Annotated in this window: 25 protein-coding genes; 6 read left to right on the top strand and 19 right to left on the bottom strand. The window is 59.8% G+C overall.

Annotated elements, in window-relative coordinates; translation table 11 throughout:
* Window positions 1–20: 20 nt before the first annotated feature.
* The 3 genes from G5S37_RS28570 (at window position 21) to G5S37_RS28560 (ending at window position 1,889) form a co-directional block, all read left to right on the top strand.
* Window positions 21–836 (top strand): hypothetical protein, encoded by an 816-nt coding sequence (locus G5S37_RS28570; protein ID WP_165209219.1) that lies wholly within the window; start codon window positions 21–23, stop codon window positions 834–836.
* A 153-nt stretch (window positions 837–989) separates the two neighbouring features.
* Window positions 990–1,211 (top strand): hypothetical protein, encoded by a 222-nt coding sequence (locus G5S37_RS28565; RefSeq protein ID WP_165199478.1) that lies wholly within the window; start codon window positions 990–992, stop codon window positions 1,209–1,211.
* A 159-nt stretch (window positions 1,212–1,370) separates the two neighbouring features.
* Entirely contained in the window at window positions 1,371–1,889 is a 519-nt protein-coding gene (locus G5S37_RS28560) for a helix-turn-helix domain-containing protein (protein ID WP_165209216.1), read from the top strand.
* A gap of 118 nt (window positions 1,890–2,007) precedes the next feature.
* On the opposite strand, the gene G5S37_RS28555 is transcribed toward G5S37_RS28560, so the two are convergent.
* The 11 genes from G5S37_RS28555 to hisF form a co-directional block, all read right to left on the bottom strand.
* Window positions 2,008–2,169, bottom strand: a complete 162-nt coding sequence (locus G5S37_RS28555) for a DUF1328 family protein (protein WP_165209213.1) — start codon at window positions 2,167–2,169, stop codon at window positions 2,008–2,010.
* Between the two features lie 200 nt (window positions 2,170–2,369).
* Entirely contained in the window at window positions 2,370–3,467 is a 1,098-nt protein-coding gene (locus G5S37_RS28550) for a hypothetical protein (RefSeq protein WP_165209210.1), read from the bottom strand.
* 26 nt (window positions 3,468–3,493) lie between these two features.
* Entirely contained in the window at window positions 3,494–4,969 is a 1,476-nt protein-coding gene (locus G5S37_RS28545) for a GH3 auxin-responsive promoter family protein (protein WP_165209207.1), read from the bottom strand.
* A 33-nt stretch (window positions 4,970–5,002) separates the two neighbouring features.
* Entirely contained in the window at window positions 5,003–5,773 is a 771-nt protein-coding gene (locus G5S37_RS28540) for a hypothetical protein (protein ID WP_165209204.1), read from the bottom strand.
* A 1-nt stretch (window position 5,774) separates the two neighbouring features.
* Window positions 5,775–6,383, bottom strand: coding sequence for a hypothetical protein (locus tag G5S37_RS28535; protein ID WP_165209201.1), 609 nt, complete (start codon window positions 6,381–6,383; stop codon window positions 5,775–5,777).
* The gene (locus G5S37_RS28530) at window positions 6,349–7,371 is read right to left on the bottom strand and encodes an aromatic ring-hydroxylating dioxygenase subunit alpha (protein ID WP_165209198.1); all 1,023 of its coding nucleotides are present in this window, start codon (window positions 7,369–7,371) and stop codon (window positions 6,349–6,351) included. Before G5S37_RS28530 ends, G5S37_RS28535 begins: the two co-directional genes overlap by 35 nt.
* Before the next feature lie 27 nt (window positions 7,372–7,398).
* Complete coding sequence (locus tag G5S37_RS28525; RefSeq protein ID WP_165209195.1) at window positions 7,399–7,851, bottom strand: GatB/YqeY domain-containing protein; 453 nt, start codon at window positions 7,849–7,851, stop codon at window positions 7,399–7,401.
* Window positions 7,852–7,941: 90 nt separating this feature from the next.
* Window positions 7,942–8,205, bottom strand: a complete 264-nt coding sequence (locus G5S37_RS28520) for a hypothetical protein (RefSeq protein ID WP_165209192.1) — start codon at window positions 8,203–8,205, stop codon at window positions 7,942–7,944.
* 44 nt (window positions 8,206–8,249) lie between these two features.
* Entirely contained in the window at window positions 8,250–8,588 is a 339-nt protein-coding gene (locus G5S37_RS28515; protein WP_165209189.1) for a hypothetical protein, read from the bottom strand.
* Between the two features lie 48 nt (window positions 8,589–8,636).
* A complete protein-coding gene (locus G5S37_RS28510) occupies window positions 8,637–9,002 on the bottom strand; it encodes a hypothetical protein (RefSeq protein ID WP_165209186.1) in 366 nt (121 codons plus the stop codon).
* Window positions 9,003–9,067: 65 nt separating this feature from the next.
* A complete protein-coding gene (hisF, locus tag G5S37_RS28505; protein ID WP_165209183.1) occupies window positions 9,068–9,841 on the bottom strand; it encodes an imidazole glycerol phosphate synthase subunit HisF in 774 nt (257 codons plus the stop codon).
* 125 nt (window positions 9,842–9,966) lie between these two features.
* On the opposite strand from hisF, the gene G5S37_RS28500 reads away from it, so the two are divergent.
* Window positions 9,967–10,677 carry a hypothetical protein gene (locus G5S37_RS28500; RefSeq protein ID WP_165209180.1) on the top strand — a complete coding sequence of 237 codons (711 nt, stop codon included), beginning with the start codon at window positions 9,967–9,969 and terminating at the stop codon, window positions 10,675–10,677.
* A gap of 36 nt (window positions 10,678–10,713) precedes the next feature.
* On the opposite strand, the gene G5S37_RS28495 is transcribed toward G5S37_RS28500, so the two are convergent.
* The 3 genes from G5S37_RS28495 to G5S37_RS28485 all read right to left on the bottom strand — a co-directional run bounded on the left by G5S37_RS28495 (window position 10,714) and on the right by G5S37_RS28485 (window position 14,783).
* On the bottom strand, window positions 10,714–12,075 hold the full coding sequence (locus G5S37_RS28495) for an alkaline phosphatase family protein (protein ID WP_240914735.1): 1,362 nt from the start codon (window positions 12,073–12,075) through the stop codon (window positions 10,714–10,716).
* 56 nt (window positions 12,076–12,131) lie between these two features.
* Complete coding sequence (locus G5S37_RS28490; protein WP_165209177.1) at window positions 12,132–13,124, bottom strand: MBL fold metallo-hydrolase; 993 nt, start codon at window positions 13,122–13,124, stop codon at window positions 12,132–12,134.
* A gap of 69 nt (window positions 13,125–13,193) precedes the next feature.
* Window positions 13,194–14,783, bottom strand: coding sequence for a D-aminoacylase (locus tag G5S37_RS28485; protein ID WP_165209174.1), 1,590 nt, complete (start codon window positions 14,781–14,783; stop codon window positions 13,194–13,196).
* Between the two features lie 133 nt (window positions 14,784–14,916).
* On the opposite strand from G5S37_RS28485, the gene G5S37_RS28480 reads away from it, so the two are divergent.
* Window positions 14,917–15,750 carry a glycerophosphodiester phosphodiesterase gene (locus tag G5S37_RS28480; RefSeq protein ID WP_206026192.1) on the top strand — a complete coding sequence of 278 codons (834 nt, stop codon included), beginning with the start codon at window positions 14,917–14,919 and terminating at the stop codon, window positions 15,748–15,750.
* A 52-nt stretch (window positions 15,751–15,802) separates the two neighbouring features.
* On the opposite strand, the gene G5S37_RS28475 is transcribed toward G5S37_RS28480, so the two are convergent.
* Window positions 15,803–16,123: a hypothetical protein gene (locus G5S37_RS28475; RefSeq protein WP_165209171.1), complete on the bottom strand. Its 321-nt coding sequence runs from the start codon at window positions 16,121–16,123 to the stop codon at window positions 15,803–15,805.
* Window positions 16,124–16,195: 72 nt separating this feature from the next.
* Complete coding sequence (locus G5S37_RS28470; protein ID WP_165209168.1) at window positions 16,196–16,462, bottom strand: hypothetical protein; 267 nt, start codon at window positions 16,460–16,462, stop codon at window positions 16,196–16,198.
* 380 nt (window positions 16,463–16,842) lie between these two features.
* On the opposite strand from G5S37_RS28470, the gene G5S37_RS28465 reads away from it, so the two are divergent.
* On the top strand, window positions 16,843–17,883 hold the full coding sequence (locus tag G5S37_RS28465) for a HupE/UreJ family protein (RefSeq protein ID WP_165209165.1): 1,041 nt from the start codon (window positions 16,843–16,845) through the stop codon (window positions 17,881–17,883).
* A gap of 22 nt (window positions 17,884–17,905) precedes the next feature.
* Here the strand turns inward: G5S37_RS28465 and G5S37_RS28460 are convergent, their stop codons facing one another.
* The 3 genes from G5S37_RS28460 to G5S37_RS28450 form a co-directional block, all read right to left on the bottom strand.
* On the bottom strand, window positions 17,906–19,915 hold the full coding sequence (locus G5S37_RS28460; RefSeq protein ID WP_165209161.1) for a prolyl oligopeptidase family serine peptidase: 2,010 nt from the start codon (window positions 19,913–19,915) through the stop codon (window positions 17,906–17,908).
* Between the two features lie 58 nt (window positions 19,916–19,973).
* Window positions 19,974–20,552, bottom strand: a complete 579-nt coding sequence (locus G5S37_RS28455; protein WP_165209158.1) for a MarR family transcriptional regulator — start codon at window positions 20,550–20,552, stop codon at window positions 19,974–19,976.
* Between the two features lie 71 nt (window positions 20,553–20,623).
* A complete protein-coding gene (locus G5S37_RS28450) occupies window positions 20,624–22,684 on the bottom strand; it encodes a TerD family protein (protein WP_206026191.1) in 2,061 nt (686 codons plus the stop codon).
* Between the last annotated feature and the right edge of the window lie 225 nt (window positions 22,685–22,909).

Here is a 22,909-nt window from a genome sequence, read left to right as displayed (position 1 = left end):
TCCCCATATCCCATTCGTCCATGTCAAAAGTGCTGATTATCATCGGACTGCTGGTTTTCGCATACGCGTGCCGCACGTTCAACAACCGCTGGCTCTCCAAGGTGGGATGGCTCGCCGTGCTCGCAGCCACGTATCTGGGCGGCTATTTTCTGGCTGGAGAAAGCCACGCTTGGGGTGCCTTTGCGCTCTCCCTCTGGGTGCTTTTCCCCTGGGTGGAGATTGTGGGTCGTGTGCGCAAACTGCGCTTTCCCCTGCACAGCGAGGTGCGCCACCGCTTCCCGCCGTCGCGGGAGATTTTCCCTGATTTGGATGACATCACCTCCGAGGTGGAGGAATCCGGCTTCAGCAAGGCCGATGACGCCGGCTGGAAATGGGATGCCACCGACCACTTTGTCCGCATCTTTTACCATCACGAGAAAAAGATGCAGGCGACGGTGAGTGTCGCACAGCAGGACGGGTTTGTATTTTCCCACGCCAGCCTCACCTCCCGCGCCAAGGACGGGGTGACCTATGTGACGACAAACTATCCCTTCAGCTTCACCATGAAGCTGGCGCCGCAGCAGCGTCTGCAGCGGTGCGATACCGCGGAAACGTTTGATGAAATGCTCACGGCTCACGATGCCTACCTGCAAAAGCATGGAGTGAAGCCGGAGGACATTGCCACCCAGGACCCGGACACGCTACACACCACGCTGGCGACGGATTTGAGCGAGCAGATCAACCACAACCTCACCGCAGGAGTCATTGTCCGTGAAGGCGCAGAGCATTTCCGCTACTCCTGGCGTGGTTGCTTCTATCTCTGGTTCCAAGTGGTGAAGGATATGATCCGCGTCTAGGGAGCCTATCGCGTTCTGCTTTGGTACGGGCATATTTCGTGCAGAACGCCTCACCCTTATGGGTCTATCCGGTGCAAATTGCATGGGATTTTGTGCGCTTCAGTCCGGATTCGATGTGTGCAAGCGTCTGATAAAGAGAGACTTGTGTAAAAGTTGACCGACTTGGCCGGAGTCATGCGCTTTATGGTGGTGTCCAAACCAACATCACCTGAAATGAAAGCGAAAACACTTCTACAGTTTGCACTTCTCGCCTGTGCTGCTGTCGCCATGAGTGGCGCGCTCAGCAGTTGCAAGACAGTTAAAGGCTTCGGCAGTGACGTGGAAAAGCTTGGCTCCAAGATCGAGCAGAAGGCCGATCAAAACACCCACTACTAAGTCCCGCAACGCAGCCTTTTCAACGCCGTGGCACCTTGCCGCTGCGTGCCCTCATCAACCCCCTGAGGTCGCGTCGGTGGCGTGAGAAGGCTCTGAACACCAAGGGGAGAACAACCCAATTTTATCCGCATCCCTGAATGTGCGGAGGAGGAGTACCTCATGAATATTCTCATCATCGACAATGATGCAAAAAGTCACCATGCCGCCACGCAGGCAGCTCAAGCGGCGGGGCACCGCGCCACCGTCGTGCCAGATAGCGGTGAAGCCCTGTCCAGCGCCCTTCACCAGCCATATGACCTTGCCCTCTGGCACGTACCCGCAGCGAACGATGCCCCTGGATCCAGCCGAAATGTCCTGAAGGAGGTGGAGCACACATGTCCCGCCCTCAGGGTCGTGCCTTATGCGACCTGTGAAGACCACACGCCGGTCGACGAATTCATGGGAGCCCTCATCTCCCTGACCGAGGAACTGGGCCAGAACGGACATAAACCTGGCGAGTCCGGGACGAACGGCGAACAGGTCGTGCCAGGAGCACGCATCAGCATCAAGTCCCTGGAGCAGGAACACATCCGCCGCATCGTGGAGAACACACAGTCTCTGGCCGAGGCCGCGGAAGTACTCGGGATCGACGCCGCGACCCTGTACCGGAAGCGCAAGCGCTACCGCATTGCCCAGTAAGCAAGAGCCGGGCCCAAGCTCCACGGGAGTGGGTCCGGCACTGCTGACGCATTGGCAAAAAACAGTCCCGTGAGGCTCGCTGAACCCACGGGACTGGCGGCTTTTGCGCGCGGGAGAGTCAGGCTGCTCTCCGTCCGGTGAAAAGCGACACGAGGAACAGCAGCAGGAAGATGAAGAAGCAGACTTTCGCAATGCCTGCGGCGGTGCCGGCAATGCCCGTGAAACCGAGCGCGGCGGCGAGCAGCGCGACAATGAGGAATGTGATGGTGTAGGAGAGCATGGTGGCAAGGGGGTGTGGGTTCGAGATGGTTGCCCTTGCTTATGGCGCATGCGCGGTGCCATCCGCGTGGCAGTAGATGCTGGGCGTTTGCGATGAGGCGTATGTCCATCATGCGCTTCCACCGAAAGAGCCTGTGCACCATGCAATGTGCCCTCAAAGACGCGGCGCTTCGTGCAGTCTGCGGGATCAATGCGCGAGTGCTACAGCAGTGCTGCTTCAATATGCGGCACGAGCTGTGAATGGGGAGTGGCCCCAGTGCCACGAGGGCTCAGCCAGAACAACTCGGCCCGGAAAGGTGTGTGGGGAATGTCGCTCAAGAGGGGAAGCAACGGATCGTTCTCGTGCAGCGACAGGAGAAGGTGCATCCATCCGCGCTTGGAGGCTTCGTGGCGCATCGCATGCACCAGCTGGCGGAAGACTTCTGGATCCTGCGATGGGCAGGCCATGAAGCAGCCATAGCCAAATCGAAAGTGCTCTCCTGGTGAAGGAAGGCGTGGCACAGGGAGGACGCGGTGCGTGAGCTGCGAGAGATGGTAGAACCAGCGCCATTTGCCGGTGTAGCCGAGCACACGTGTCTGTTTGAATGCCGCCTGATCCCACACACCGCCCACACCGCATAGGTCTGCACCATTGCGTATCAGGAAGAAGTCCTCGATGCGGAAATCCCGCCAGCGACCACCGGGCGCAAAGTCCTCCACCCGATGCACGGGCGCGAACTGGCGTGAGGTGTTGTGTGCATTCAAGAATTCCACGATATGAGGAAGCTCAGATGCCGTTCCGCGGGTGACCCGAAGATGTGGCGACACTGGCGGCGCTGAGTGGGAGGGATGAATTCCCGCGGTGATGAATCCTCCCAAGGGGTGATACTGCGGAACGCCGGCGCGCGCCTGGGTGAGTGCTGACTTGGCGCCCGCATTCTCGGCAAAGATAGCCGTGTGATAAAGATCCACGAGACCATCTTCATCAAGCGAGAGGAGAAACTTCCATCCGCGAGCCAGGACAGTTCCCTTGCGCCACTGCGGGAGGATGCGCAGATCGCTGAGATACCCCACGCGCTGGGGAGTGCCGTTTACAAAAGCGTCCGCGAGACACCGCGTGCCAATGGCAATGATTTCACCTGCGTTCGTTTCCTCGCAGATGATCACCTGGGTCACGTCACCCTGCACGCGCAACGCATCGAAGAAGGACGGCTCACGTTCGAATGCCAGACGCATGCCGCCCTCCATCGGAGTGGCAGCGAAGGCACGACGTAGGGCAGCGTCGTCTTCAGCAGTGGCGAGGCGGAAGCGCAGCGGCATGGTGACAGAGCAGGGGAATCACGAACTCAAGGCTTCATCCACGCTTCCCAGCCGCGCTCGCGGTGGAGGGCTGCCGGTTTGACATCTCCTGCACGCTGGCCGAGCGCGATGCTGCGCTGCAGATAGCGTGTGGCTGCGTCTGCCGAGACGGGGACAATGCGAACGGCATCCAGCTGGCCGAGCTCGCGGCAGTATTGGTAATGGGGATTCTCCTGGAGAAGTTCATCGAGATCCGTGGAAAGTGATGATGGAGCCGGGCGCTGGCCAAGCTCAGCCAACAGGGTGTAGGAGGCTCCATCATCAGATGGTGTCAGCATGAGAAAGGCGGTGCCGAGATGGTGCTTGAGTCGCAGGGCATCCAGAGCACGTCCCACGAAATGTGGGTTGAGCTTTTCGCCTTTCAAATCACTCACTCCGTCCTCCTTGCCTACGAACTCGAGGATGGGAGTCCTGCCCTCCAGCCGGACACACCGCACCCGATCACCGATGCGATACCGCCAGAGTCCACCGCCGGTTGTCATCAGGATGGAGTATTCACCTCCGGCTTCCAGTTCATCGCACAAGAGTGTTTCGGCGTCTCCGTGGGAAGCATCGGCGCGCACGAATTCATAGAAGTGGGAGTGCAGGCACGGCACACACCCGCCCAAGGATTCGAGCGGGATGGTCATGACCCCTTCCGTTGCGAGCAGGCCCTTTGCCTGAAGCTTCACTCCCGGCAGTCGTTTCTGAAGCGAGGCGTATCCGGATCGCGATGCGGCATCGCCCCAGCAACTCACCACCGTGAGGTCAGGCCAGAGTTCAGCGGGCGACTCCTCAAAACCATCCAGCAGCAGTTCCAAAAAACTTGGACTCCACACCGAGATAAACCGCAGATCCCTTGCTTTGCGCAGGTGCTCACGCGTTGCGGCGAGGCAGGCATCCATGTCCGGCAGTTTGCCCACGGAGGCTGGCACGGCGAAAAGCTTCGAGGAGAGCCACTGTTCAACACGACCGAGGTATTCCGCATCGTCATCGAAGCCAATGGGGATACTGCCGCTGGTCTTGCGCTGTTCACGGTGCAGTGGTGTGATGCTCCAGTAGTGCCGCCCGCGTGCGATGGCGGAGTGAGAGACGTACAGATCGTATATCCAGGCGCGGATGGCCTCCTGGAACTCAGCACGCAGGGAGCGCGTGTAAGGGATGAGCTTCGCGGCACTGGTGGAGCCGCTGCTGGTCTCAAACATCAGCACCGGCTCAGAGGTGAGGACATTTGGCTCGCCACCTGCGGCCCGCTCGATGAGTGGGCGCAGATCCTCGTAGGTGGAGACGGCCACGGATTGCTGAAACTCTCGCACGCTCATGCGCGGATGCAGGGAGTGCGTTTTCCCAAAGTGAGATGCGGCGTTCTTTTGGAGCAAGCCAGCCAGTACCTTCTCCTGAGCCTTGTGAGGGTCGCGCATCGCCGATAGCAAACGCCGGTACGCTGGCCGGCAGAGGCTCTTCCAGGCGAAGTGTGCAAGCATGAGAAAGATCTGCGCAGGATGGGAGATAGGCACTCAGCACACCGCGGGCTTACCCCACGGGACTGCGGGAAGCGGCGTGCAGTCTTCACCCTGCATGCCTTCCAGCAAATGCCGTCGCGCCGCGCCGCGCATATTTTCCGGTGAGATCTCCGCGAGGCACACCAGCTCGTGACCTTCTGCGTAGCGCGGATTCTTTTCCAGGAAGAAGGCCACATGCACGCGCCGGTCGCGCGCGGTGGGCACATCCGCAAGCGCGCTGCGGAGATGCCCCTTGGATGAGACGAACTCCAACCGGCCAGACGCTGCACAGTAGTCTTCCCCAAACATCTGCGATGCCACCACGTCCTTGATATGGGGGAGTGCGACATCCTCCGAGCCTGCCTGTGGATGGTAGCGGTGAAAGAAGAGCGGCAGATACAGATAGGTGCGGTGCCCTTTGGAAAGGAGCAGCCAGTAGAGAAGCTCGTCCCCGTGTCGCGCTTTTACACGTCCTGCATAGCGGCACCATGCGCGCACGAGTTCCTGGGTGCCCCACCATTCTGGGGCAATGATGGTGTCTCCCGAGAAGAGCACTCGGACGACGCGGCCCTCGATTTCAAAGCGACGGGTCACCTGGGTGGAGAAGCCCTGCACGACGCCACCAGCATCACGCAACAGCAGCACATCGTCCTTGGCGGAGAGGTCGGCGGTGAACTGTTCCAGGTTCACCGCCTCATAGCAGGTGGCGAAGAGCGCGAAGAGCCCGTGCACCTCTGCCTCAGAGAGGCTGGTCACGCGGCGGACTTCACTGGAAAGCTGTTTCATCTTATGCTGCGGTGAACAATGCATGATTCTTCCACAGAAGCCACCCCAGGATGGGGTAGAGGGCAGCATTGACCCACCAGGTGAAACGATTCACTGCGGCGAAGTGGGCGCTGTTGTCGGCAAAGTAAACGCCCGTGGCGGGATCCACCCGGGCCCGGAAGATCTTGGCCATGCGTGCCTCAATGATGAGCGTGGCCAGCAGCAGCACGGTCAGCCCTCCTGCGCTCTGCCAGAAAATGATCACCAGCATTGCGGTGAGCAAGTCGTGAGAAATGCCATACCCGCACCGCCACGATCGGGTGACATAGAGCATGTAGAACTCAATGACCCCGCGAATGAGGAAGCTCCAGAAGACGATGCGATAGAGCCGGGCCGTGGCGGCATCCACCGGCGCATACCAGCCTACGACGACCGGAAGCACGACGAACATGTAGAGCGCGAAGTTCAGCCACGCGATCTTCGGTGGGCTGATGCGCCCGCCGACGATGGCGCCGCTGTTCTGCACCACGGAGAATACTCCCACGGTGGCGGAGAGTACCAGCAGCGCGATGAGTCCACGATGCGCCAGCAGGAGTTCAAAAGCGGATCTCGATGGTTCGTCCGGGGGCATCTGCGTCTTGGGGTTCACCGCGTTCCATTTTTCTCCGCATGCCCTGGATGTGCAGACCGAGGAGATCCGTCTCCACGTGGGAGAACTGCGCTCCGCCAAAGCGTCGAAGCTGCCGCGTCATGCGCTTCAACACATCCACATCCTGGCCGATGATGATCCGCGAGAGCGGCTCAAAGAACAACCGCACCAGCCAGCCGATTTTGCCAAAGGCATACGTCATGACCGTGTACACCTGAGACTCGTGTTCACTGATCGGGGTGCATTGGGAGGTGATGATAAAGTGCCGCTCCGGTGTGAAGGCATAGTCGACGCGGCTGACGTTCGGCAGGATAAAGCGATCCGTGTGCACCACTTCCTTCCCCTTGGGAAATAGAAGCTTCGACACCACACTGGTGGAAATGGGCTCGCCCTCGAACTGCGCGCAAGCACTCGTGGCATCGCGCGTGACGTGCGCGCGAAGCACACGGGTGTCCGGGCTGCGGAACCATCCCTTGTGCACATACACCGTGTGCGGGCAGTCCAGGAAGTTTTCCAGGCACGCTTCCACACTTGCCTCGAAGCGGGTGTTCATCACGAAAGTCGTCCATCCGCGATCATCGAGATGGGCAAACTCATAGGGACGACTGGATGCGGCTGTCGTCGGGTCATCTCCCATCCATACCCAGATGAAGCCCTGCTGCTCGACCACGGGGAAGGAGCGCACACTCACACGTGGGGGCTTTGCATTGTCACCCAGCGATGGCACGTGCTGGCAGTGGCCTGCGCCATCATAGCGCCAACCGTGGTAAGGGCACTCCACGCAACCGGCATTCACCTTGCCCTCGGAGAGAGCCATGTTGCGATGAGCGCAGCGATCCAGCAAGGCCTGCGCGACGCCTGAGGCATCGCGAAAGATTACCAGCGGCGTGTCAAAGAGGGTACGCGCCAGCGGCTGGTCGCGCAGCTCACGCGACTGTGCGGCGATGTTCCAGGAATCTCGCAGTGACACGCCTGTTCCTGAAGCGCAGTGTGAGCCTTAGCTCAACCGCTTGTTCACCTCTGCGCTCAGCGTCTTGCCATCCACACGGCCAGCGGAGCGCTCCTGCACGAGTTTCATCACCTTGCCCATGTCCTTCTTGGAGGTGGCTCCGGTCTCTACAATCGCGTCGGTCACCAGCTTCTCCACCTCGGTCTGGCTCATGGCGGCAGGCAGATACTTTTCGAGTACGGCGATTTCAGCCTTCTCGACCTCGGCCAGTTCCGAGCGCTGGGCGGCTTCGTACTGGGACACGGAGTCCTGGCGCTTCTTGATCTCGCGGCGGATGACCACGATGGAATCAGTGTCGTCCAGCTCACCATCGGCGCCGTGCTTTTCAATGGCGGCATACTTCAGGGCGGACTTGAGCGAGCGCACGGTATTGAGGGCCACGGTGTCCTTGGCCTTCATGGCGGTCTTGATGTCCTCGGTGAGTTGCGCGGTGATGCTCATGGTCGTGGTGAGAAAAGAAGTGTGGTGGGGTGTTCCTATTCCCTGAGAGTGGCACGGCCTGCGCGGTCGCACCAGAAGGAAATGCAGCCATCACATGTGATCCAGTCCGAGCAGCTTGGCATAGCCGTCGTAGAAGTTCTTCACGGGCTCAAACCGATCGTAGAGCACGATGAGGGGTGCGTACACATGCTTGGGCCACTGAGGACTTCCCCATCCGAACCGCTCATACACCCAGGCAAGGGGCGCGGGGCTCAGGATATAGGCGAGCAGGAAGATGGAAATGCCGCCGCCCCACCATGCGGCTGCCTGGCTGCGAGCTTCAGCCTGATGATGTGGACTGGCATCCTCAGCCATGACATGAGCAGCGTTGGCAGGGTGCTCCCGGGAGGCAGAGCGTCTTAAACTTCAAAAGCGAGATTCCTGCCAAGCTCCGCTCCACAGATGACACACGTCTCGCGTTTGGTGCTGGTCCTCTGCTTGCAGCTTGGACAGGTTGCCACCTGCTGGCTGATGCGACCGTCTGCGCGGCCATCGCGGAGATCCACTTCCAGGATCTTCGCGGAGATTTCTTCCTCCGTGAACTCGGCGCGTTCTCGCAGCATTTCCCACATGGCCTGGCAGTGAAGTGCGAGACGGTCCAGCCGTCTCTCCTGGCGGGTGAGTCGGTCTTGCACCGACTCCACCTTGTTTCCACCAATGGGGAATTGTTCGGGGCTTGTGGAGCGCTCGGGTAGCATGGTTTGGTTCGTATTGGGAGAAGGTGAGATTGGTAGTGGGTGCGGCTCTTACACCTCGAAGGGATGCTTCGTGGCGATCACGCTGCCACATACGACACAACGGGGGCGTTGCGTGTTCACGTTGTTTTTGCACTTGGGACACTGGATCACGCGTGCGGCGATTCTCCCATCCTCCTTGCCGTCGCGCAGATCCACTTCCACCACCTTGCGCATGAGATCGTTATTCGAAATGTGCGTGTGCTGGGAAAGAAGCTCCCACATCGCCTGACAGATCAGGGAGAGCCGCTCTACTCGATTGGTCAGGTCCGCGAGATCACCCTGGGTGGATGCAGCCCTGTGCTGGGCGTTCCGAGCCTGCTCCTCGGCATCGTTAATTTGCTGTTGCTGGAAGAGGTCCCAAATGAAGTCAGACATGGCATGAGGATCTCGCATTCACGCGTGCCCCACAAGTCATTTCGTCTACGCGACCGCGTGACTGATTACAGCCTCACCGGAATATCATGCTTCTGCAAGTGGCGCTTCACATCGCCCACGGTGTATTCACCGAAGTGGAAGATGCTCGCGGCCAGCACGGCATCGGCTTTGCCATCACGCAACACATCCACCATGTGATCCAGATTGCCCGCGCCGCCGCTGGCGATGACCGGGATGGTCACGGCTTCGCTCACGGTGCGGTTCAGGCCGAGGTCGTAACCGGCCTTGGTGCCATCGGCATCCATGCTGGTGAGAAGAATCTCGCCCGCACCGCGCCGGCACACTTCTGCGGCCCACTCGATGGCGTCCAGTTCCTTGCCATCACGGATGGCGGGCTTACGACCGCCATGGGTATAGACCGTCCAGGAGCCGCGCTCGTTGCGCTTGGCATCGATGGCGACCACGAGGCACTGGCAGCCGAAGGCACTCGCGGCCTCGTCCACCACTTCAGGATTGAAGATGGCCGCGGTGTTCACGCTGACCTTGTCTGCGCCGGCCAGCAGCATCTGCCGCATGTCCGCCACGGTGCGAATGCCACCACCCACGGTCACCGGCATGAAGCAACGCTCCGCGGTGCGCTCCACCACGTCCACCATGGTGCGGCGTTCATCGCTGGAGGCCGTGATGTCCAGAAAGACCAGTTCATCCGCTCCCTGGTTGTTGTAGGCCACGGCACACTCCACCGGATCCCCCGCATCGCGCAGATCGAGGAACTTCGTGCCTTTCACGACACGGCCGTCGTGAACGTCGAGACAGGGGATGATGCGTTTGGTGAGCATTGAGAGAATGGATACGCCCAAGGGCGGGAGTTGGCTGAATATCGGTAGGGCGAGGAAACGGGAAACGCAAGGGAGGTCTCAGCCCAAATGGCGAACGTCCAACTACGGATAGGACCAATGATTCGGTGGCGAAAAAACTCGGAGAATCGTGTGGTTTTGAGAAAGACCCCGTGCACGGTGCCGCCATGAGTGATGCGCCTGCCTCAAGCAAAGAAAAAGTAATCACCTGCTGTCTGGGCTTGGGGTTGTTGGTATTGGCTTTTGCGGTCGTTGTCGGTCTCGGACTCTGGACGTCCTCCAGATCCAGTACTGCTGCCAAAACGCCGGATGCCCCAAGTGTCTCATCGGAAGAGGCTTGGCAGCGCCGTGAAGTAGTCGGCGCTGCCCTGGATATTCCATTCAAACTGGAAAACCGTCCGGATACAGCCAGGCGCTTGATGTCTGCGGCAAATGAGGTGAAGCCGATGCTGGAGTCTGTTTCTATGTGGGAGGGGGAACAGGGCGCAAACAAGCTGCGCGTTGGACTCAATAGAATTGAATATAAGGCCGGTATCGTGCCAAATCTGGATGGCGCCATTAGAGGCGCGATATCAAACTCGGCGGCCAAGCTTGGAGATACGGACCCAAAGTATTCCGCGACTGCTCTCCGCATCTCGAACCTGGATGCGCGAAAAGCGGTCTATCATACCAAAATCCAAGGTGCCGACCTGCGCATTGATGTTGTGGTGGTGGCGCGTGGCTCGACGATGTGGCAATTGCAGATATTCCTCATGGATCCCACATTGGCTCCTGTGGTGGATCGAGTGGTGGCCTCTCTGGAGGTTCTACCTCCCTAATAGGAGGCAGTGTGATCAAGAGAGGGAGGGGTCATCTCACTCCAGCACCTCTCCCAGCGCCTTCCCGTCCACATTGGGGATCTCCAACTTCAGCAGTTTCGCAATGGTTGGCGCGACATCCAGATTCGCCATGCGGGGGATGACCACGCCGCGCTTGATGCCGGCGCCGGAGGCGATGAAGATGCCGTCGAGTTCCGGATCACTGTTCAGGTAACCGTGGGTGCCGCCGTAGTTGGTGGTCGGGCCGGTGGCTTCTTCACCAGCAGCAGAAGCGTTGAAGGCAAAGCCTGCCTTGGCGTAGAGGATGAGATCACCCATGCCTGGATTCTCCGTGGGGAGAGGCATTCCCAGCGTGGGGCCTTCGGTGCCGTCGATGACCTTGTCGATGCCTTCCGTCGCAGCGAGGAGTTCCTTGAGCTTGGGCAGAAGTTCGGCTTTGCGGGCTGGGTCAGTCACATAGACAAAGCACATGCCGCCCTGGGTCATGGCGGCGACTTCGCAGGTGGTAATTTTCGGGCCAAGAGCGGTGAGGTGTCCGGCCTTCTTCAGCACCACATTAGGGTAGATGTACTTGTCCACCTTTTTGAAACCATGGTCCGTGCTGATGACAATGGTGGTCTTGTCACGCAGACCACTTTCATCCACGGCCTTCACGAGATCGCCAATGAGCCGGTCCGCATAGGCCAATGCCGTGTAGCCTGCGTGAGAACCGGGACCGTAGACGTGGTGGGAGAGGTCCGTGTTCAGCACGTGAAACATCAAGAGGTTCGGCTGGTGTTTCTTGAAGACGTAGCACGCAGCGTTCGTCCACATGGTGTCAATCCATGCGATGTTCTTGCGCTGCGGACCGAGTTGCATCCAGGTGATCTGTTCAGGCGTGATGGCGCCCGCGGCGATCATTTCCTGCTCCAGCTTGCCTTCGGGTGATGGCAGCTCGGGAAAGCTCCAATCAATGGTCTGCGCTTTCGTCACGGCCACCCAATCCACCTCGGCGGTGACGAGTCCCTTTTCATGAGCGAGATCGTAAAGGGTCGGGGCAAAGACCATGTCCGTCTTGTCCGCCCACTGCTCGATCTTCGGCGGCTTGTCGGGACCCTGGCGCACGAGGAGGCCATTGAAGAGCACACCGTGTTTGCGTGGGTTCACGCCGGTGACCAGCGTGGTGTGATTGATCCAGGTGATGGAGGGGTTGGAGACCGTCATTGCCTCTGCCTGCGCGCCGTCTGCTGCGAGCTTGCGCAAATTCGGTACAGTCACTGCAGGGTCCTTCCACAGCCACGCAGGGAAGCCGTCGATGCTGATGAGAATCACATGGCGATCCTTGGGCTGAAGCTCAGCGGCGGCAGGGGCAAGGAGCGCGGCGGCAGTGAGGAGCGTGAAAAGGGAACAACGCAGCATGATTGAAGTCTTGTGAGTGGAGGAGAGGAGGACGGGGTGGCTGGAGAGCAGGCCGACTACTTCGCAGCCGGTTTCGGAGTTGGCGCGTCTTCGCGCTCCGCGGTGACCTTGTAGGACTTGCCATCTGAGACGACCTGGATGCGTCCATTCAGACCTGTGATATAGGTCTTTGTGCCCACGGCCTTGAGCATGGGAGTGGACTTCAAGCCACGGGCATAGCGCTCGAAGACACTGGCGATGGAAACTTCCGGGCGTGTCACTTCGGTGAAGGCCTTGGTGCAATGGATGCCGTGACCGGGAGCGATAAGCACGTGGCATTTCAGCTTCGCATGGTCCACGGACGGCAGCAGGCTGGCATCGATGTCCTCGCTTTGGATGTCTCCGGGAAGGTAGAAGACCACATCACCATGCTGGATGCGGACACCCAGCGAGTTGGAGTTCACCAGATAGTGGGCCGGGGGATCATTCTTTGCGCGTTTGTCGGGCAGGGGATCCGTGAAGTAGGTCTTGGGTGGGGCCAGGACTTCAATCTTGAGAGCGGGATCTAGATCCAGCGTGTCACTGGTGAAGGCAGCAAGATGCTGGCCGCGATTCTTGAACTCATCGCGCAGTCTGTTGTAGTCACCGAGTTCGCCGGTGTACTGCTGATCGGAAGAGCCCGGGAACACATAGCCGGAGTCGATGAGCTTCTTGATGGGGAAGTTGTCCTTCAGCCACATGAGGCCACCGAAGTGATCATAGTGGGCGTGGCTGATGAGGACGGCATCCACGCTGGAGATGTGGTTCTGCTTGAGGAAGGGAACTATCAAGTCCCGGCCAGCATTGAAGTTTGCCTGCCATCCATCTGAGGAGAGCCGCTCCGGATATGCGGAGCCTGTGTCGTACAGGAAGGTCTTGCCAGACGGAGTCTGCATCACGATAGCCAGGCCCGCCCCACGCTGGATGTCAGGAATCTCCAGTACCGTCAGGGTGAAAGTGTCGGCGGCATGCTGCACTCCCGGCAATACGGAAACAATGCTGAGGAAGATCAGGCGGAGGAAACGAAGCATGGCGGGAGGAGGGAGACAAAAAACGCTCCTGCCAGGTGCCTTCTTCCAGCGTCAGTCAGTGCTATTCACTCACTTGCTCATGCGAAGCGGCCCACCGGGACGCGCCTCGGTGAGTTTCCCATCGCGAATCACCGGCACGCCATCGACGAGCACATCCGTGAACCCTTCCGCGTAGTGGTGAGGATCTTCGAAGGTGGCGATGTCCTTTACCTTCTCTGGATCGAAAATGACCAGATCGGCCCAGGCGCCGGGACGGATGATGCCACGATCCTCCAGACGGAAGGTCTGTGCGGGCAGGGAGGTCATCTTGCGGATGGCTTCCTCCAATGTGACCAGTTTCAACTCATGGACGTAGCGATGCAGCACGCGGGCGTTGTTCCCATAGCTGCGCGGATGCGGCATGTCCTCGCCCAGCTTGCGTGGATTGCCATCGCTGGCGAACATGGTCAGGGGATGCTTGAGGAAGGCCGCGAGGTCGCCTTCATCGATGCTGTGATACACCGCAGTGCCGCCACCTTTGCGTTCGATCTCGAGGATGAGTTCGATTTGGTCCTCCAGTGAATCCGAACCACGCGCGATCTTCGCGGCCTCGGGGATGGTCTTGCCATTCAGCGAAGGGTCCGCGGCATAGCGTGCGATGACTGCATAACTGTAGTCCGTGCGGCCGAGGCGCTCGCGTGACTCCTGCATGCCCTTGAGGATTTTGGCCTTCTGCTCCGGATCTTCGCAGCGCTTGATGAAGTCCTGCCGTGTGCCCTCGCGTGCTTCATCAGGAATGAGCTGGCCCAGCCCGGTGCTGGAGGCAGTGTACACATACTGGTCATGCGTGATTTGCAGGCCCTCCGCGCGTGCCTTCTCCAGCAGGGCGAAGACTTCCGCGGACTTCCCCCAAGCGGTGGGTGAGCTCAGCTTGAGATGCGAGACCTCGGCGCGGATATTTGCTTCACGGGCCACGCGGATGAACTCCTCCAGCGCACCGAAGATCTTCACCGTCTCTGCACGCATGTGGCTGGCATAGATGCCGCCATGTTGCGCCGCCACCTTGGCCAGCTCGATGATTTCCTCCGTCTTCGCAAACGTCCCGGGCACATAGATGAGTCCCGTGCTCAGGCCCACGGCGCCGTCGTCCATGGCCTTGGCGACCATCGCGCGCATGGCGTCCAGTTGTTCCGGTGTAGGGGCGCGCAGGAAGCTGCCGCCCATGGCTTTTTCGCGGACATCGCCATGACCGATGAGCGCAGCCACATGCAGAGTCGGCTTGGATTCCTCCACTTCCTTGAAGAAGGCGCCGATGTCTGTGCGGGACATGCCGCAGTTTCCGGTGATGATCGTCGTCACGCCCATTCGCAGGAAATTCTCTGCTTCCGGAGTCTTCGCGATTTTCTCCGAGTGGGTGTGCACATCGATGAAGCCCGGCGCGAGCACACGGCCCTGGGCATCAATGGTGAGATCCGCAGCGCCTTTCAAGTCACCGACGGCAGCGATGCGCCCCTCCTTCACCGCCACGCTGCCGGTATAAATTTTTCCGCCGGTGCCATCTGCGATGCGGGCGTTCTGGATCAGCAGGTCATAGTCCGCAGCCGGGGCTACAAGGCACGACAGGTGAAATGCCAGACCAGCCAATAGGAGCGATGCAGTGTTTCGGGAACAGGGCCTCATGACGGGAGAGAAGAGGTAACGCACAACCGTTTCCGACTCTGGCACAGTGGGCCAAGACCGGCACGGGCAAAGATGACGTCTTATTCAGTTGCTGAAATCAGCGGGGGGCTGGCATCGTAGGCAGCATCCCGTTATGATTCCCTCACGCCCTCTCTTCCAACGCTACGCCCGTCCTCTCATGGTCGCCGCCCTCGCCACTGCTGCCGTGCTCCCTTGCTCGGCCACGGAAATCATCGCCCACCGCGGCTACTCCGCGAAGGCCCCGGAGAATACTCTGGCCTCCTTCAATCTCGCCTGGGAATCTGGGACGGATGCCTGCGAGCTGGACCTCTACCTGACCAAGGACGGCCAGATTGCGATCATTCATGATAAGGACACGAAGCGCACCACGGGCGTGGCCAAGGTGGTGGCGGAGTCTACGTTGGAGGAGCTATTCCAACTCGATGCCGGCTCTTGGAAAGATCCGAAATGGAAGGGTGAGAAGATTCCCCCTCTGCAGGCCTGCCTGGCCACGCTGCCGGAGGGAAACAAGCGCTTCTATTTGGAAATCAAATGCGGCCCCGAAGTGGTACCCGCACTTGCCCGCACCCTCGGACCGTGGCAGTCGCGCTCCAAGCAGCTTGCCGTGATTACCTTCAACGCCGAAGCGGCCGCTGCCACGAAGAAGGCCATCCCCTGGCTGAAGGTGTACCTGCTCGCCGGAGGCAAGGACAAGGAGAAGAAGCCCCGCACGGATGTGACCCCCTTCATCGAACAGGCAAAGAAAGATGGCCTGGACGGGCTCGATCTTGGCTCAGACTGGCCGTGGTCGGAAGCCTTCGTGAAGCAGATCCGCGATGCAGGTCTCGGTGTTCTCGTGTGGACCGTGAATGACCCGGCGAAGGCCAGGGAACTCGCGGCGATGGGCGTGGAGGGCATCACCACGGATGACCCGGTGCTCATCCGCGAAGCGCTTTCGAAGAAGTGAGGCCGCTATTGATGCGCTGATCGGGTAATGTTGTTTTGGCGACCGGAACCGGTCAGCGCTTGATTGCTTCGGAGCACTGGGCTTCCCATTCCTCATCCGACGGCACCTCGTAATCTTTTCCCAGATGCTGCTTGAAGCGGGCGCCACAGGCGTCGCAAAGATAGTAGCACCAACTGTCTGGTGCTCTCCGACCATCAATGAGCACCGTGGCGCGAATCCACTGCACACAGCGCACTTCCTTTTGTGCGCATGCAGGACAGGCCCTCCGCTGCCGCCCGAGGAGCCACCCTGCCAGCAAATACAATGCACAAGCCACCACGGGGATGGCAATGAACAGGGCGATGATAGGCGCGTAGTCTTGAGGCAGCGTCATGACCGGAATAAAAAAGTCCGGAGGGAATACCTCCGGACTTCTGCAAAATAGCGAGAGCTGTTCGTGCGGAACTTAGCCCTTGGCGACGGACTCCACCTTGCCGTGGGAGCTCTGCACCACGATCTTCTTGCCCACGAGCTTGTCGAGCTCGTCAGCGCCCTTGGAGGAAGGGGTGAGGGTACGGGTGACGTCCTTGCCATCGACGTCGATGGTGATCTGCTTCTTCTCGGCGTTCACGGCCTTGAGTTTGCCCTTGTCGGTATCAATTTTGCCGCAGCCGGCGAAGGAGGTGCCAAGCGTGAGGGCGAAGGCGGCGGCGAGAGTCAGGATGTATTTCATTTGGATGATGAGAGGGTGGAACTGGACTTGCCGCTGGGCGGCGTACCCGCAGCAAACACAAAACGCACAAAAGCGGCAAGACTTATATGCAGGTGCAAAATAATCGTTAATTAAGGCCGGGTGGGCCGTTTGAACTCAGCCACCCCTCACTCTGCCGCCTCCCTCCCATGCGCCCACGTCTTCCGTACCTGCGTTTTGTCCTTGGACTTTGGGTCCTTTCCCTGTGCTCCCTGGCAGTTGCGCACCCCATCCCGGATGTGCCCGTGCGCTCCACATTTCCGGGGGACGGGACCTGCAGTATTCAAGTAGAGGTGGATCCCCGGTGTTTCGACTTGGACCCGGAAATTGCCCCGTATTTGCTCCATAGCGCGCTGAAAGCCATGCCGGAAGCCGAGCGCGCGGCGCTCTTGGCCCAGGCGGCCACCTTTGTGAAGGACACGACCGTGGACTTCCATTTTGAGCCTTCCGGGGCTTTTACCCCCGAGTTCAAATTCGAGTTCACCACACTCAATGCCCAGCCGCTCACCAAGGACGAGGACCCAGTGATGATGACGGGCAACTGGAGCGGCCCCGTGCCCGCCGGTTCTCAGGGGTACCGCATCGTCGCCAAGCCTGAGGGCAAGCTGAGTGTGCTGTTCCTGAACAACTTGCGAGGGAAAGAGGTGTCTCGCATGATGGTACTCTTCCCCAAGGAAAAGAGCTTCCTGCTCGACCTCATTGGCAACAGCCATGAGGTGCCCCCGGACACGGGAGTGATTACGGCAGCGGCATCGGCAGAAGGAGGCGATGCCGAGGGCGTGAAAGGCCAAGCTCAAGCGGTGAGCTCCTCTACCAGCATCTTTGGGTTTCTCCGCCTGGGGTTTCTGCAGGTGGTGCCGCGGGGGTATGAGTTCATGCTGTTTGTACTCGCCATGTTCCTCCTGGGGCGCGGGTTCAAGGCGCTGGCTCCCCAAGTGCTGGCCTTTGTGGTGGCACATAGCCTGGCCCTCTGGATGGATGTCATGGGCTGGGTGCATCTGACTCCCACCATCGTGGCGTGGGGCATCGCATCAGGCATCGTGGTGCTGGCCGTGGCGAATGTGTTTCAATCCCAGTGCACGTTCTGGCGGCTGGTGCTGGTGGTGGTGTTCGGGTTGTTCCCCGGATTTCGTCTCGCTGCAGCGTTTGCCGCGCTCGGTGGTGAAGCAGAAACGGCGTCAGCGGCGGGATCCGAGCCGGCGGTGCAGGTTTCGGCGCTTCTCGGTTTTCATGCAGGCGTGGAGCTTGGGCTTCTCGCCGTGCTCGCGGTTGCTCTTCTGGTGACTGCGTGGGCGCGGAGTGCCCGGCTCTTTCGCTGGGCGGTTGCCGTGCCCGGCTCGGTGGTGCTCGCCTTGTTTGGACTTTGGGGGATTGCGAACCGGCTGGGCTGGATGGCGGCGTGACCGGTCGCCGCTTGGCTTCTGGTCAGGGCTTCAGCACGCCCTGCTTTGCGAACCATGCCCTGATGAGTCGGTAGACCTCATCCGCCTTTTCGGCGTGGAGGTTGTGACTGACTCTGGGGAAGACATGGCGCTCATTTGGTACTTTCTGCTGATCCAGCACTTCCTTCAAACGAGCGGAATTTTCTGGTGGCACGGTGGTGTCCTGATCGCCGTGCAGGATGATGAAGGGCGTGCGTATGTTCTTTGCCGCGTCCACGGTGGGCGAGGGGAAACCTGTCTGCGTGATCACTCCGCCGGCGGAGATCGCAGCGGCGGCTATCTGGCCTGGGACTTCCGCGGCAAGACCCACGGTGAGGAACGCGCCCATGCTGTTGCCGTACACGCAGATGCGTTTGGCATCCACTTCCGGGAGAGTGCCCAGGATGGCCAGGCACGCCTTGGCCCGGCGGAGGTTCTCCGTGCTCGCTCCAAACTGGGAACGGTCCGCACCCGGCTGTGGACGTGCATGCGTGAGATCGGTGGCAATGCAGACCATGCCCCATTGCACAAACTCCTTCGCCTTCATGCGGCCGAACTGCTCTGCATTCGAGCCGAGCCCGTGATTGATCAAGATGGCGGGGAAGGGGCCTTTGCCAGCGGGTTTGATGAGGATGCCCGAGAGCGGCTTGCCGTCCGCTTCGCAGGTCCAGCGTTCGCCATCGAGCTTGAAGTTCTTGATGCTGGCAGCCGCGGCTGAGGATGATGTGTTGGTGTTCGACGTAGATGACGGAGGAGTTTGTGAAGATGCCGAGGAAGGCGGCGTGGACGGAGTCGCTGTGGGTGCGGGCGTCGGCGCTGCGGGTGGCATGGCACCTTCGTGTTCCTCTTTGGTCAGCGTGCCATCGCCGTTTTTGTCCAATCGGGAAAAGAGTTGCGCTGGACCGCTGAACTCATCCTTGGTCACCTTGCCGTCGCCATTCTTGTCATCACGCCGTGTGATGGCTTCCCACGGAATGCCGCGACGTGCGGGAGCTCCCGTGGGTTGCGGAGGGCCGGGGCGCTGAGGCGTGCTGGGGGTGCCTGCTGGCGCATTGCTTTCCGTCTGCAAGGCGACTACTTCCGCAGACTTGCCCTTCAGGTTTTGCTCAAAAAACGTGCTCACCATGGCATCGATGTTCTCCCCGGCGAATCCCGGGCCGCCATGCCCTGCGCCGTGGATCACGTGGAAGTGCGTGCTCACGCCAGCTTGCTTCAGTGCGGCATGCAGGGCTTCGCTTTGGTTGAGAGGCACGGTGCGATCGCTGTCGCCGTGCACGATGAGGAAGGGCGGGTCATCCTTTGTGACATAGGTAATGGAATTTGCCTGCGCTGCTTTGTCCTTGTTCTCCAGCGGGGCTCCGCCGAGCAACTTCGCTTCGGGTGAGGTGGCTTGTGCGTGCGATTCATAGCCGGGTGTCGAGGCAAACTTCACGAAGTCCGTGGGCCCGTAGAAATCGCAGACTGCCTGCACGCGACTGGAGACATTTATGTTGGCACCCACATCAAACTCCTTCACGTCGCCACTCGTTCCCAAAAGCGCCACGAGATGACCGCCGGCAGAGCTGCCCCACACGCCAAAGCGTTCCGGGTCCAAGCCATACTCCTTCGCATGTGTCCGCAGCCAGCGTACCGCGGCCTTGCAGTCTTCGATCTGCGCAGGGAAGGTGGCGTGGCTGCTGAGACGGTAGTTGATGCTCGCCACGGCGTAGCCCTTTTCCACATATCCCTGGCGGAGGGGAGGGCAGCCATCTTTGCTGCCGTTCTGCCATCCGCCACCATGAACCCAGATGATGAGCGGCAGTGGGCTCTCTGCTTTCTCCGGGAGGAAGAGGTCCAGCTTGTGCCGCTCGTGACCACCATCTACGTAGGCAAGGTCCCGATGTTCCTTCACGCCCGCAGGTGTTTGTGCACGTGGAGGACCTGATTGGGCATGAGCGAAGTCAAAAGCATTCGCCGAGACAAACGCAAGCAGGGTGAGCACAGATGAGCGCAGGCGGGAAACGAAGCGGTTCATGACGGGTGGCGATGGGTTGGTGGTACAACGAGACTTGGCTATGAAATGGAAGAGCAACTCAGGCGGCTTTCCTGCCCTGGCGTGAAGCGCGCACCGGCTTTGCAGGCATCGACTTGGCGTGGCGTACGCGATCCAGGTTGCCCACCACCACGGAGAGGAGTCGGCGAAGCTCCGCTGCCTCTGCACGACTCAGGCCTTCCTCCAGTGTTTGCACGGACTGCTCGTGACGGCGTCGTAGTCCAGGTTCGAGTTTCTTCCCGAATTTCGTGAGTCTGAGCCTCATCGCCCGGCCATCCTCGGCGCAGGGCTTTCGCTCGATGACCCCATCCCGCTCCAGCCCGTCCAGCAGTCCGGTGATGGTCGGCTTCGGCATGCCCAATCTCATCGCTAGATCCGTGGCCGTGCGGCCTTCGTTCTCCAGCAGCGCAAAGTACACACTACCCGCGCCCGGACGGAAGTGGGGCAGCTCATCGGCATCTTCACCCCGCAGCCGATCCACGAGTGCCACAAACCCATGGTACATGCGAGCCAGATGGATGGGCAGGCTCTCGAGGATGTCCTCGTTGCCAGAAGTATGATGCCGGCGCCTGGCCGATGAGGAGCCGCTTTTCGAAGGTGGGTCAAATTGGTTCGACATCGAACTACTTGAACCCACGCGTCCAATGAAGGTTGCACAAAAGATGTGGGTGTCTGTGCGGACTCCGATGGCTACTTCATGAACTCGGATCCGATGAGATCCAGGTCATAGGGCGTAATGCCTTCATCCAGAGAAAAGACCGTGTCGGCTGCATCCTTGTCCTCAACCAAGGTGCCACGGACTTTGATGTGGAGATCAAAGAGTTCCTTCAACGTGGTCTTTTGGAGGTTCGTCACCGCACGGAGCATGAGCGCGATACCTGAGAGATTGTTGTGAACGTTGTTCCACGACAGACGCTCGGTAAGCGCCAGATCAGCCCAGATGACTTTCCTGTCCTCCAAGTCGAACACCGCGGGCAGGCAGATGGCGGTCTTGGCCGCAATGTCCGCCTTTCCCTCCACCGTGCGTGGCTCAAAGATCTCACCCGAACCAGCGGACTGACGCGACATCCAGCCCGCAAAGCACTCCGGAAGATCGCAATAGAACTGCTGGGTGTAGCTGTTGATCGACATCACGACGTACCGCACGCCTTGAGTGAGAAGCTTGGGAATCTCGACATCGATGAATTCTGCAGCACCTTGTGGGGCATCCACGATGTCGCCGCTGTGGCATCCGCCAAATCCTTTCAGGTTGTAGTACGACAGGATGTCGATATACCGATAGGATGAAGAAAAGAGTGCGGCAGAGAGATCGATGTCCGTACGGCCCTTGCCATTCTTCCACCAGAGGAAGAAGCGAAGGATGTCGCCGTCGGGCAAAGGCATCCTGCTCCCTCTCCCCACGGTGTGGAGAGCCTTCGAAGCCGAGCGTTGGGAGAAAGGTGCCAGGTAGTCGCCCAAGGCCGGATCGAGATAACACTTCCCGAGAGGTGGCAGTTTCGCGAACCTCTGGAGTAGCGTTGTTTCCGCGATGGCCACCACCATGTCTGTCAGGTGCCTTGGCAATGGCGGCAGAGAGCCGCGTTTACCGTAAGCCTTGGCCACGCCGCCCTTGGGGAAGAAGACGCGCAAATCCGCAGGTTCGGTGCGATGTGTGAAGTGACAGTGCACCTGCAGGAGCACGGGCGTGGATACCGATGGTGCTGCTGCTTCGAAGGCATCGAGTGTGGATTCGTAGTTGCCGCCGAGGCGTAGCAAGTGATCCAGACGGCGGGCAAAGTCGCCGGGACGTGACTTGAGGAGCCCAACGACACTGCTGATCTCACGAGTCTTCAGGAACCCTTCCACCTTGCTGGCGAAGGTGCTCACAGGCACGTCGTTGCGCAGCACGCGGAACGCCTCGTAGGTCTTTGGGAATTCCGTTGCGTAGTCGCCGGGGTGAAGCCGCTCCGCGAGGCGTTTCCACGGCTCCTTCCAGCGCAACATGTCCTCCACAGGATTGCCGTGTCTTTCCAGGCAGGAGAGCAGCAGTTTCCGCTCGCTACGCCGGAATCGTTTGAACTTGCACGGGGCCGCGAGCGAAACGTCACCACCACTTCTTGCCACGGCGAGCCGCAGGGCGTCCGTAGGTGTCTTCAGGTTCTCGGCGAGGAATGCAGGAGCAAGGCTGGTGTGTTCCATCAACGCAGCCCCAATGATGGCCATGTTCTCCTTCGAGGGCACATTCTTCGGCAACAGCCGCTCAATGGAATCGCGATATTGCGCGATGAACCATTGCAGGTCCGCCTTGTCTTGTTCAGACAGGGAGGCGCGGGAAGAAGCCAGCCGCGTGAAGATGGACTCGAAATCTTCCTTGCTGCCGAGGTCGATGATCTTCAGCCATGACCATTGATCCAGCTCCGGCCTCTCATCTTTTTTGTAGTTGGGCAGCTCATTGGTGATGTAGTGCAGGAAGGCATTGAAGTAGAGTTCCGCTTCCGACTTGGCCATCACCTGGGCGGGAAAGTTGGGATACATCGGACGATACTCCCGATGCGCTCCCACCGCCGTCCTGAGGTCCTTCACGAGGCTGTGATAAAACGTCTCCAACCTGGGCTGCGAGAGCGTGAGCAGTCTGCTGGTCAGTGCAGCAGAAAGTCCAAAGCCCAAGGACTCGAGGTTTTTTTGAAGGGTGGCGACCAGGGACACCGAGCTGGTGCCGTCACCTTCCGCCACGTGAATTTTTCGCCTACGGCGAACGTAGATGGCATTCATTGATTGGGGAGGAAGATAAAAACGCCCGGCATGGTGACCGGGCGTTTGAAGTGTGGAGAGCGGGGACTCTAGAAGATGCAAATAGAAGGAAGAATCCCCATAGCCACGTCGCAGACATAGACTTGGACAATGTGGGGGACAAGGAAAAAACAGAAAGTTTGCCGGTAGTCAGACAAACTCGGGGCCCTCATGCGTCTTGGCAAGCGAACCCGACTGCCGCATCAT

Source organism: Roseimicrobium sp. ORNL1, assembly GCF_011044495.1.
Taxonomy (GTDB): domain Bacteria; phylum Verrucomicrobiota; class Verrucomicrobiia; order Verrucomicrobiales; family Verrucomicrobiaceae; genus Roseimicrobium.
This window is presented reverse-complemented; position numbering and strand designations above follow the sequence as displayed.

Coding starts and splice junctions, on each gene's coding strand:
- G5S37_RS28545 (WP_165209207.1), bottom strand. CDS start 4,969: ATGCTTGCACACTTCGCCTGGAAGAGCCTCTGCCGGCCAGCGTACCGG.
- G5S37_RS28450 (WP_206026191.1), bottom strand. CDS start 22,684: ATGAATGCCATCTACGTTCGCCGTAGGCGAAAAATTCACGTGGCGGAA.
- G5S37_RS28510 (WP_165209186.1), bottom strand. CDS start 9,002: ATGTCTGACTTCATTTGGGACCTCTTCCAGCAACAGCAAATTAACGAT.
- G5S37_RS28475 (WP_165209171.1), bottom strand. CDS start 16,123: ATGACGCTGCCTCAAGACTACGCGCCTATCATCGCCCTGTTCATTGCC.
- G5S37_RS28515 (WP_165209189.1), bottom strand. CDS start 8,588: ATGCTACCCGAGCGCTCCACAAGCCCCGAACAATTCCCCATTGGTGGA.
- G5S37_RS28560 (WP_165209216.1), top strand. CDS start 1,371: ATGAATATTCTCATCATCGACAATGATGCAAAAAGTCACCATGCCGCC.
- G5S37_RS28555 (WP_165209213.1), bottom strand. CDS start 2,169: ATGCTCTCCTACACCATCACATTCCTCATTGTCGCGCTGCTCGCCGCC.
- G5S37_RS28455 (WP_165209158.1), bottom strand. CDS start 20,552: ATGTCGAACCAATTTGACCCACCTTCGAAAAGCGGCTCCTCATCGGCC.
- G5S37_RS28495 (WP_240914735.1), bottom strand. CDS start 12,075: ATGCTGCGTTGTTCCCTTTTCACGCTCCTCACTGCCGCCGCGCTCCTT.
- G5S37_RS28470 (WP_165209168.1), bottom strand. CDS start 16,462: ATGAAATACATCCTGACTCTCGCCGCCGCCTTCGCCCTCACGCTTGGC.
- G5S37_RS28465 (WP_165209165.1), top strand. CDS start 16,843: ATGCCGGAAGCCGAGCGCGCGGCGCTCTTGGCCCAGGCGGCCACCTTT.
- G5S37_RS28570 (WP_165209219.1), top strand. CDS start 21: ATGTCAAAAGTGCTGATTATCATCGGACTGCTGGTTTTCGCATACGCG.
- G5S37_RS28525 (WP_165209195.1), bottom strand. CDS start 7,851: ATGAGCATCACCGCGCAACTCACCGAGGACATCAAGACCGCCATGAAG.
- G5S37_RS28485 (WP_165209174.1), bottom strand. CDS start 14,783: ATGAGGCCCTGTTCCCGAAACACTGCATCGCTCCTATTGGCTGGTCTG.
- G5S37_RS28540 (WP_165209204.1), bottom strand. CDS start 5,773: ATGAAACAGCTTTCCAGTGAAGTCCGCCGCGTGACCAGCCTCTCTGAG.
- hisF (WP_165209183.1), bottom strand. CDS start 9,841: ATGCTCACCAAACGCATCATCCCCTGTCTCGACGTTCACGACGGCCGT.
- G5S37_RS28480 (WP_206026192.1), top strand. CDS start 14,917: ATGATTCCCTCACGCCCTCTCTTCCAACGCTACGCCCGTCCTCTCATG.
- G5S37_RS28460 (WP_165209161.1), bottom strand. CDS start 19,915: ATGAACCGCTTCGTTTCCCGCCTGCGCTCATCTGTGCTCACCCTGCTT.
- G5S37_RS28550 (WP_165209210.1), bottom strand. CDS start 3,467: ATGCCGCTGCGCTTCCGCCTCGCCACTGCTGAAGACGACGCTGCCCTA.
- G5S37_RS28535 (WP_165209201.1), bottom strand. CDS start 6,383: ATGCCCCCGGACGAACCATCGAGATCCGCTTTTGAACTCCTGCTGGCG.
- G5S37_RS28520 (WP_165209192.1), bottom strand. CDS start 8,205: ATGGCTGAGGATGCCAGTCCACATCATCAGGCTGAAGCTCGCAGCCAG.
- G5S37_RS28490 (WP_165209177.1), bottom strand. CDS start 13,124: ATGCTTCGTTTCCTCCGCCTGATCTTCCTCAGCATTGTTTCCGTATTG.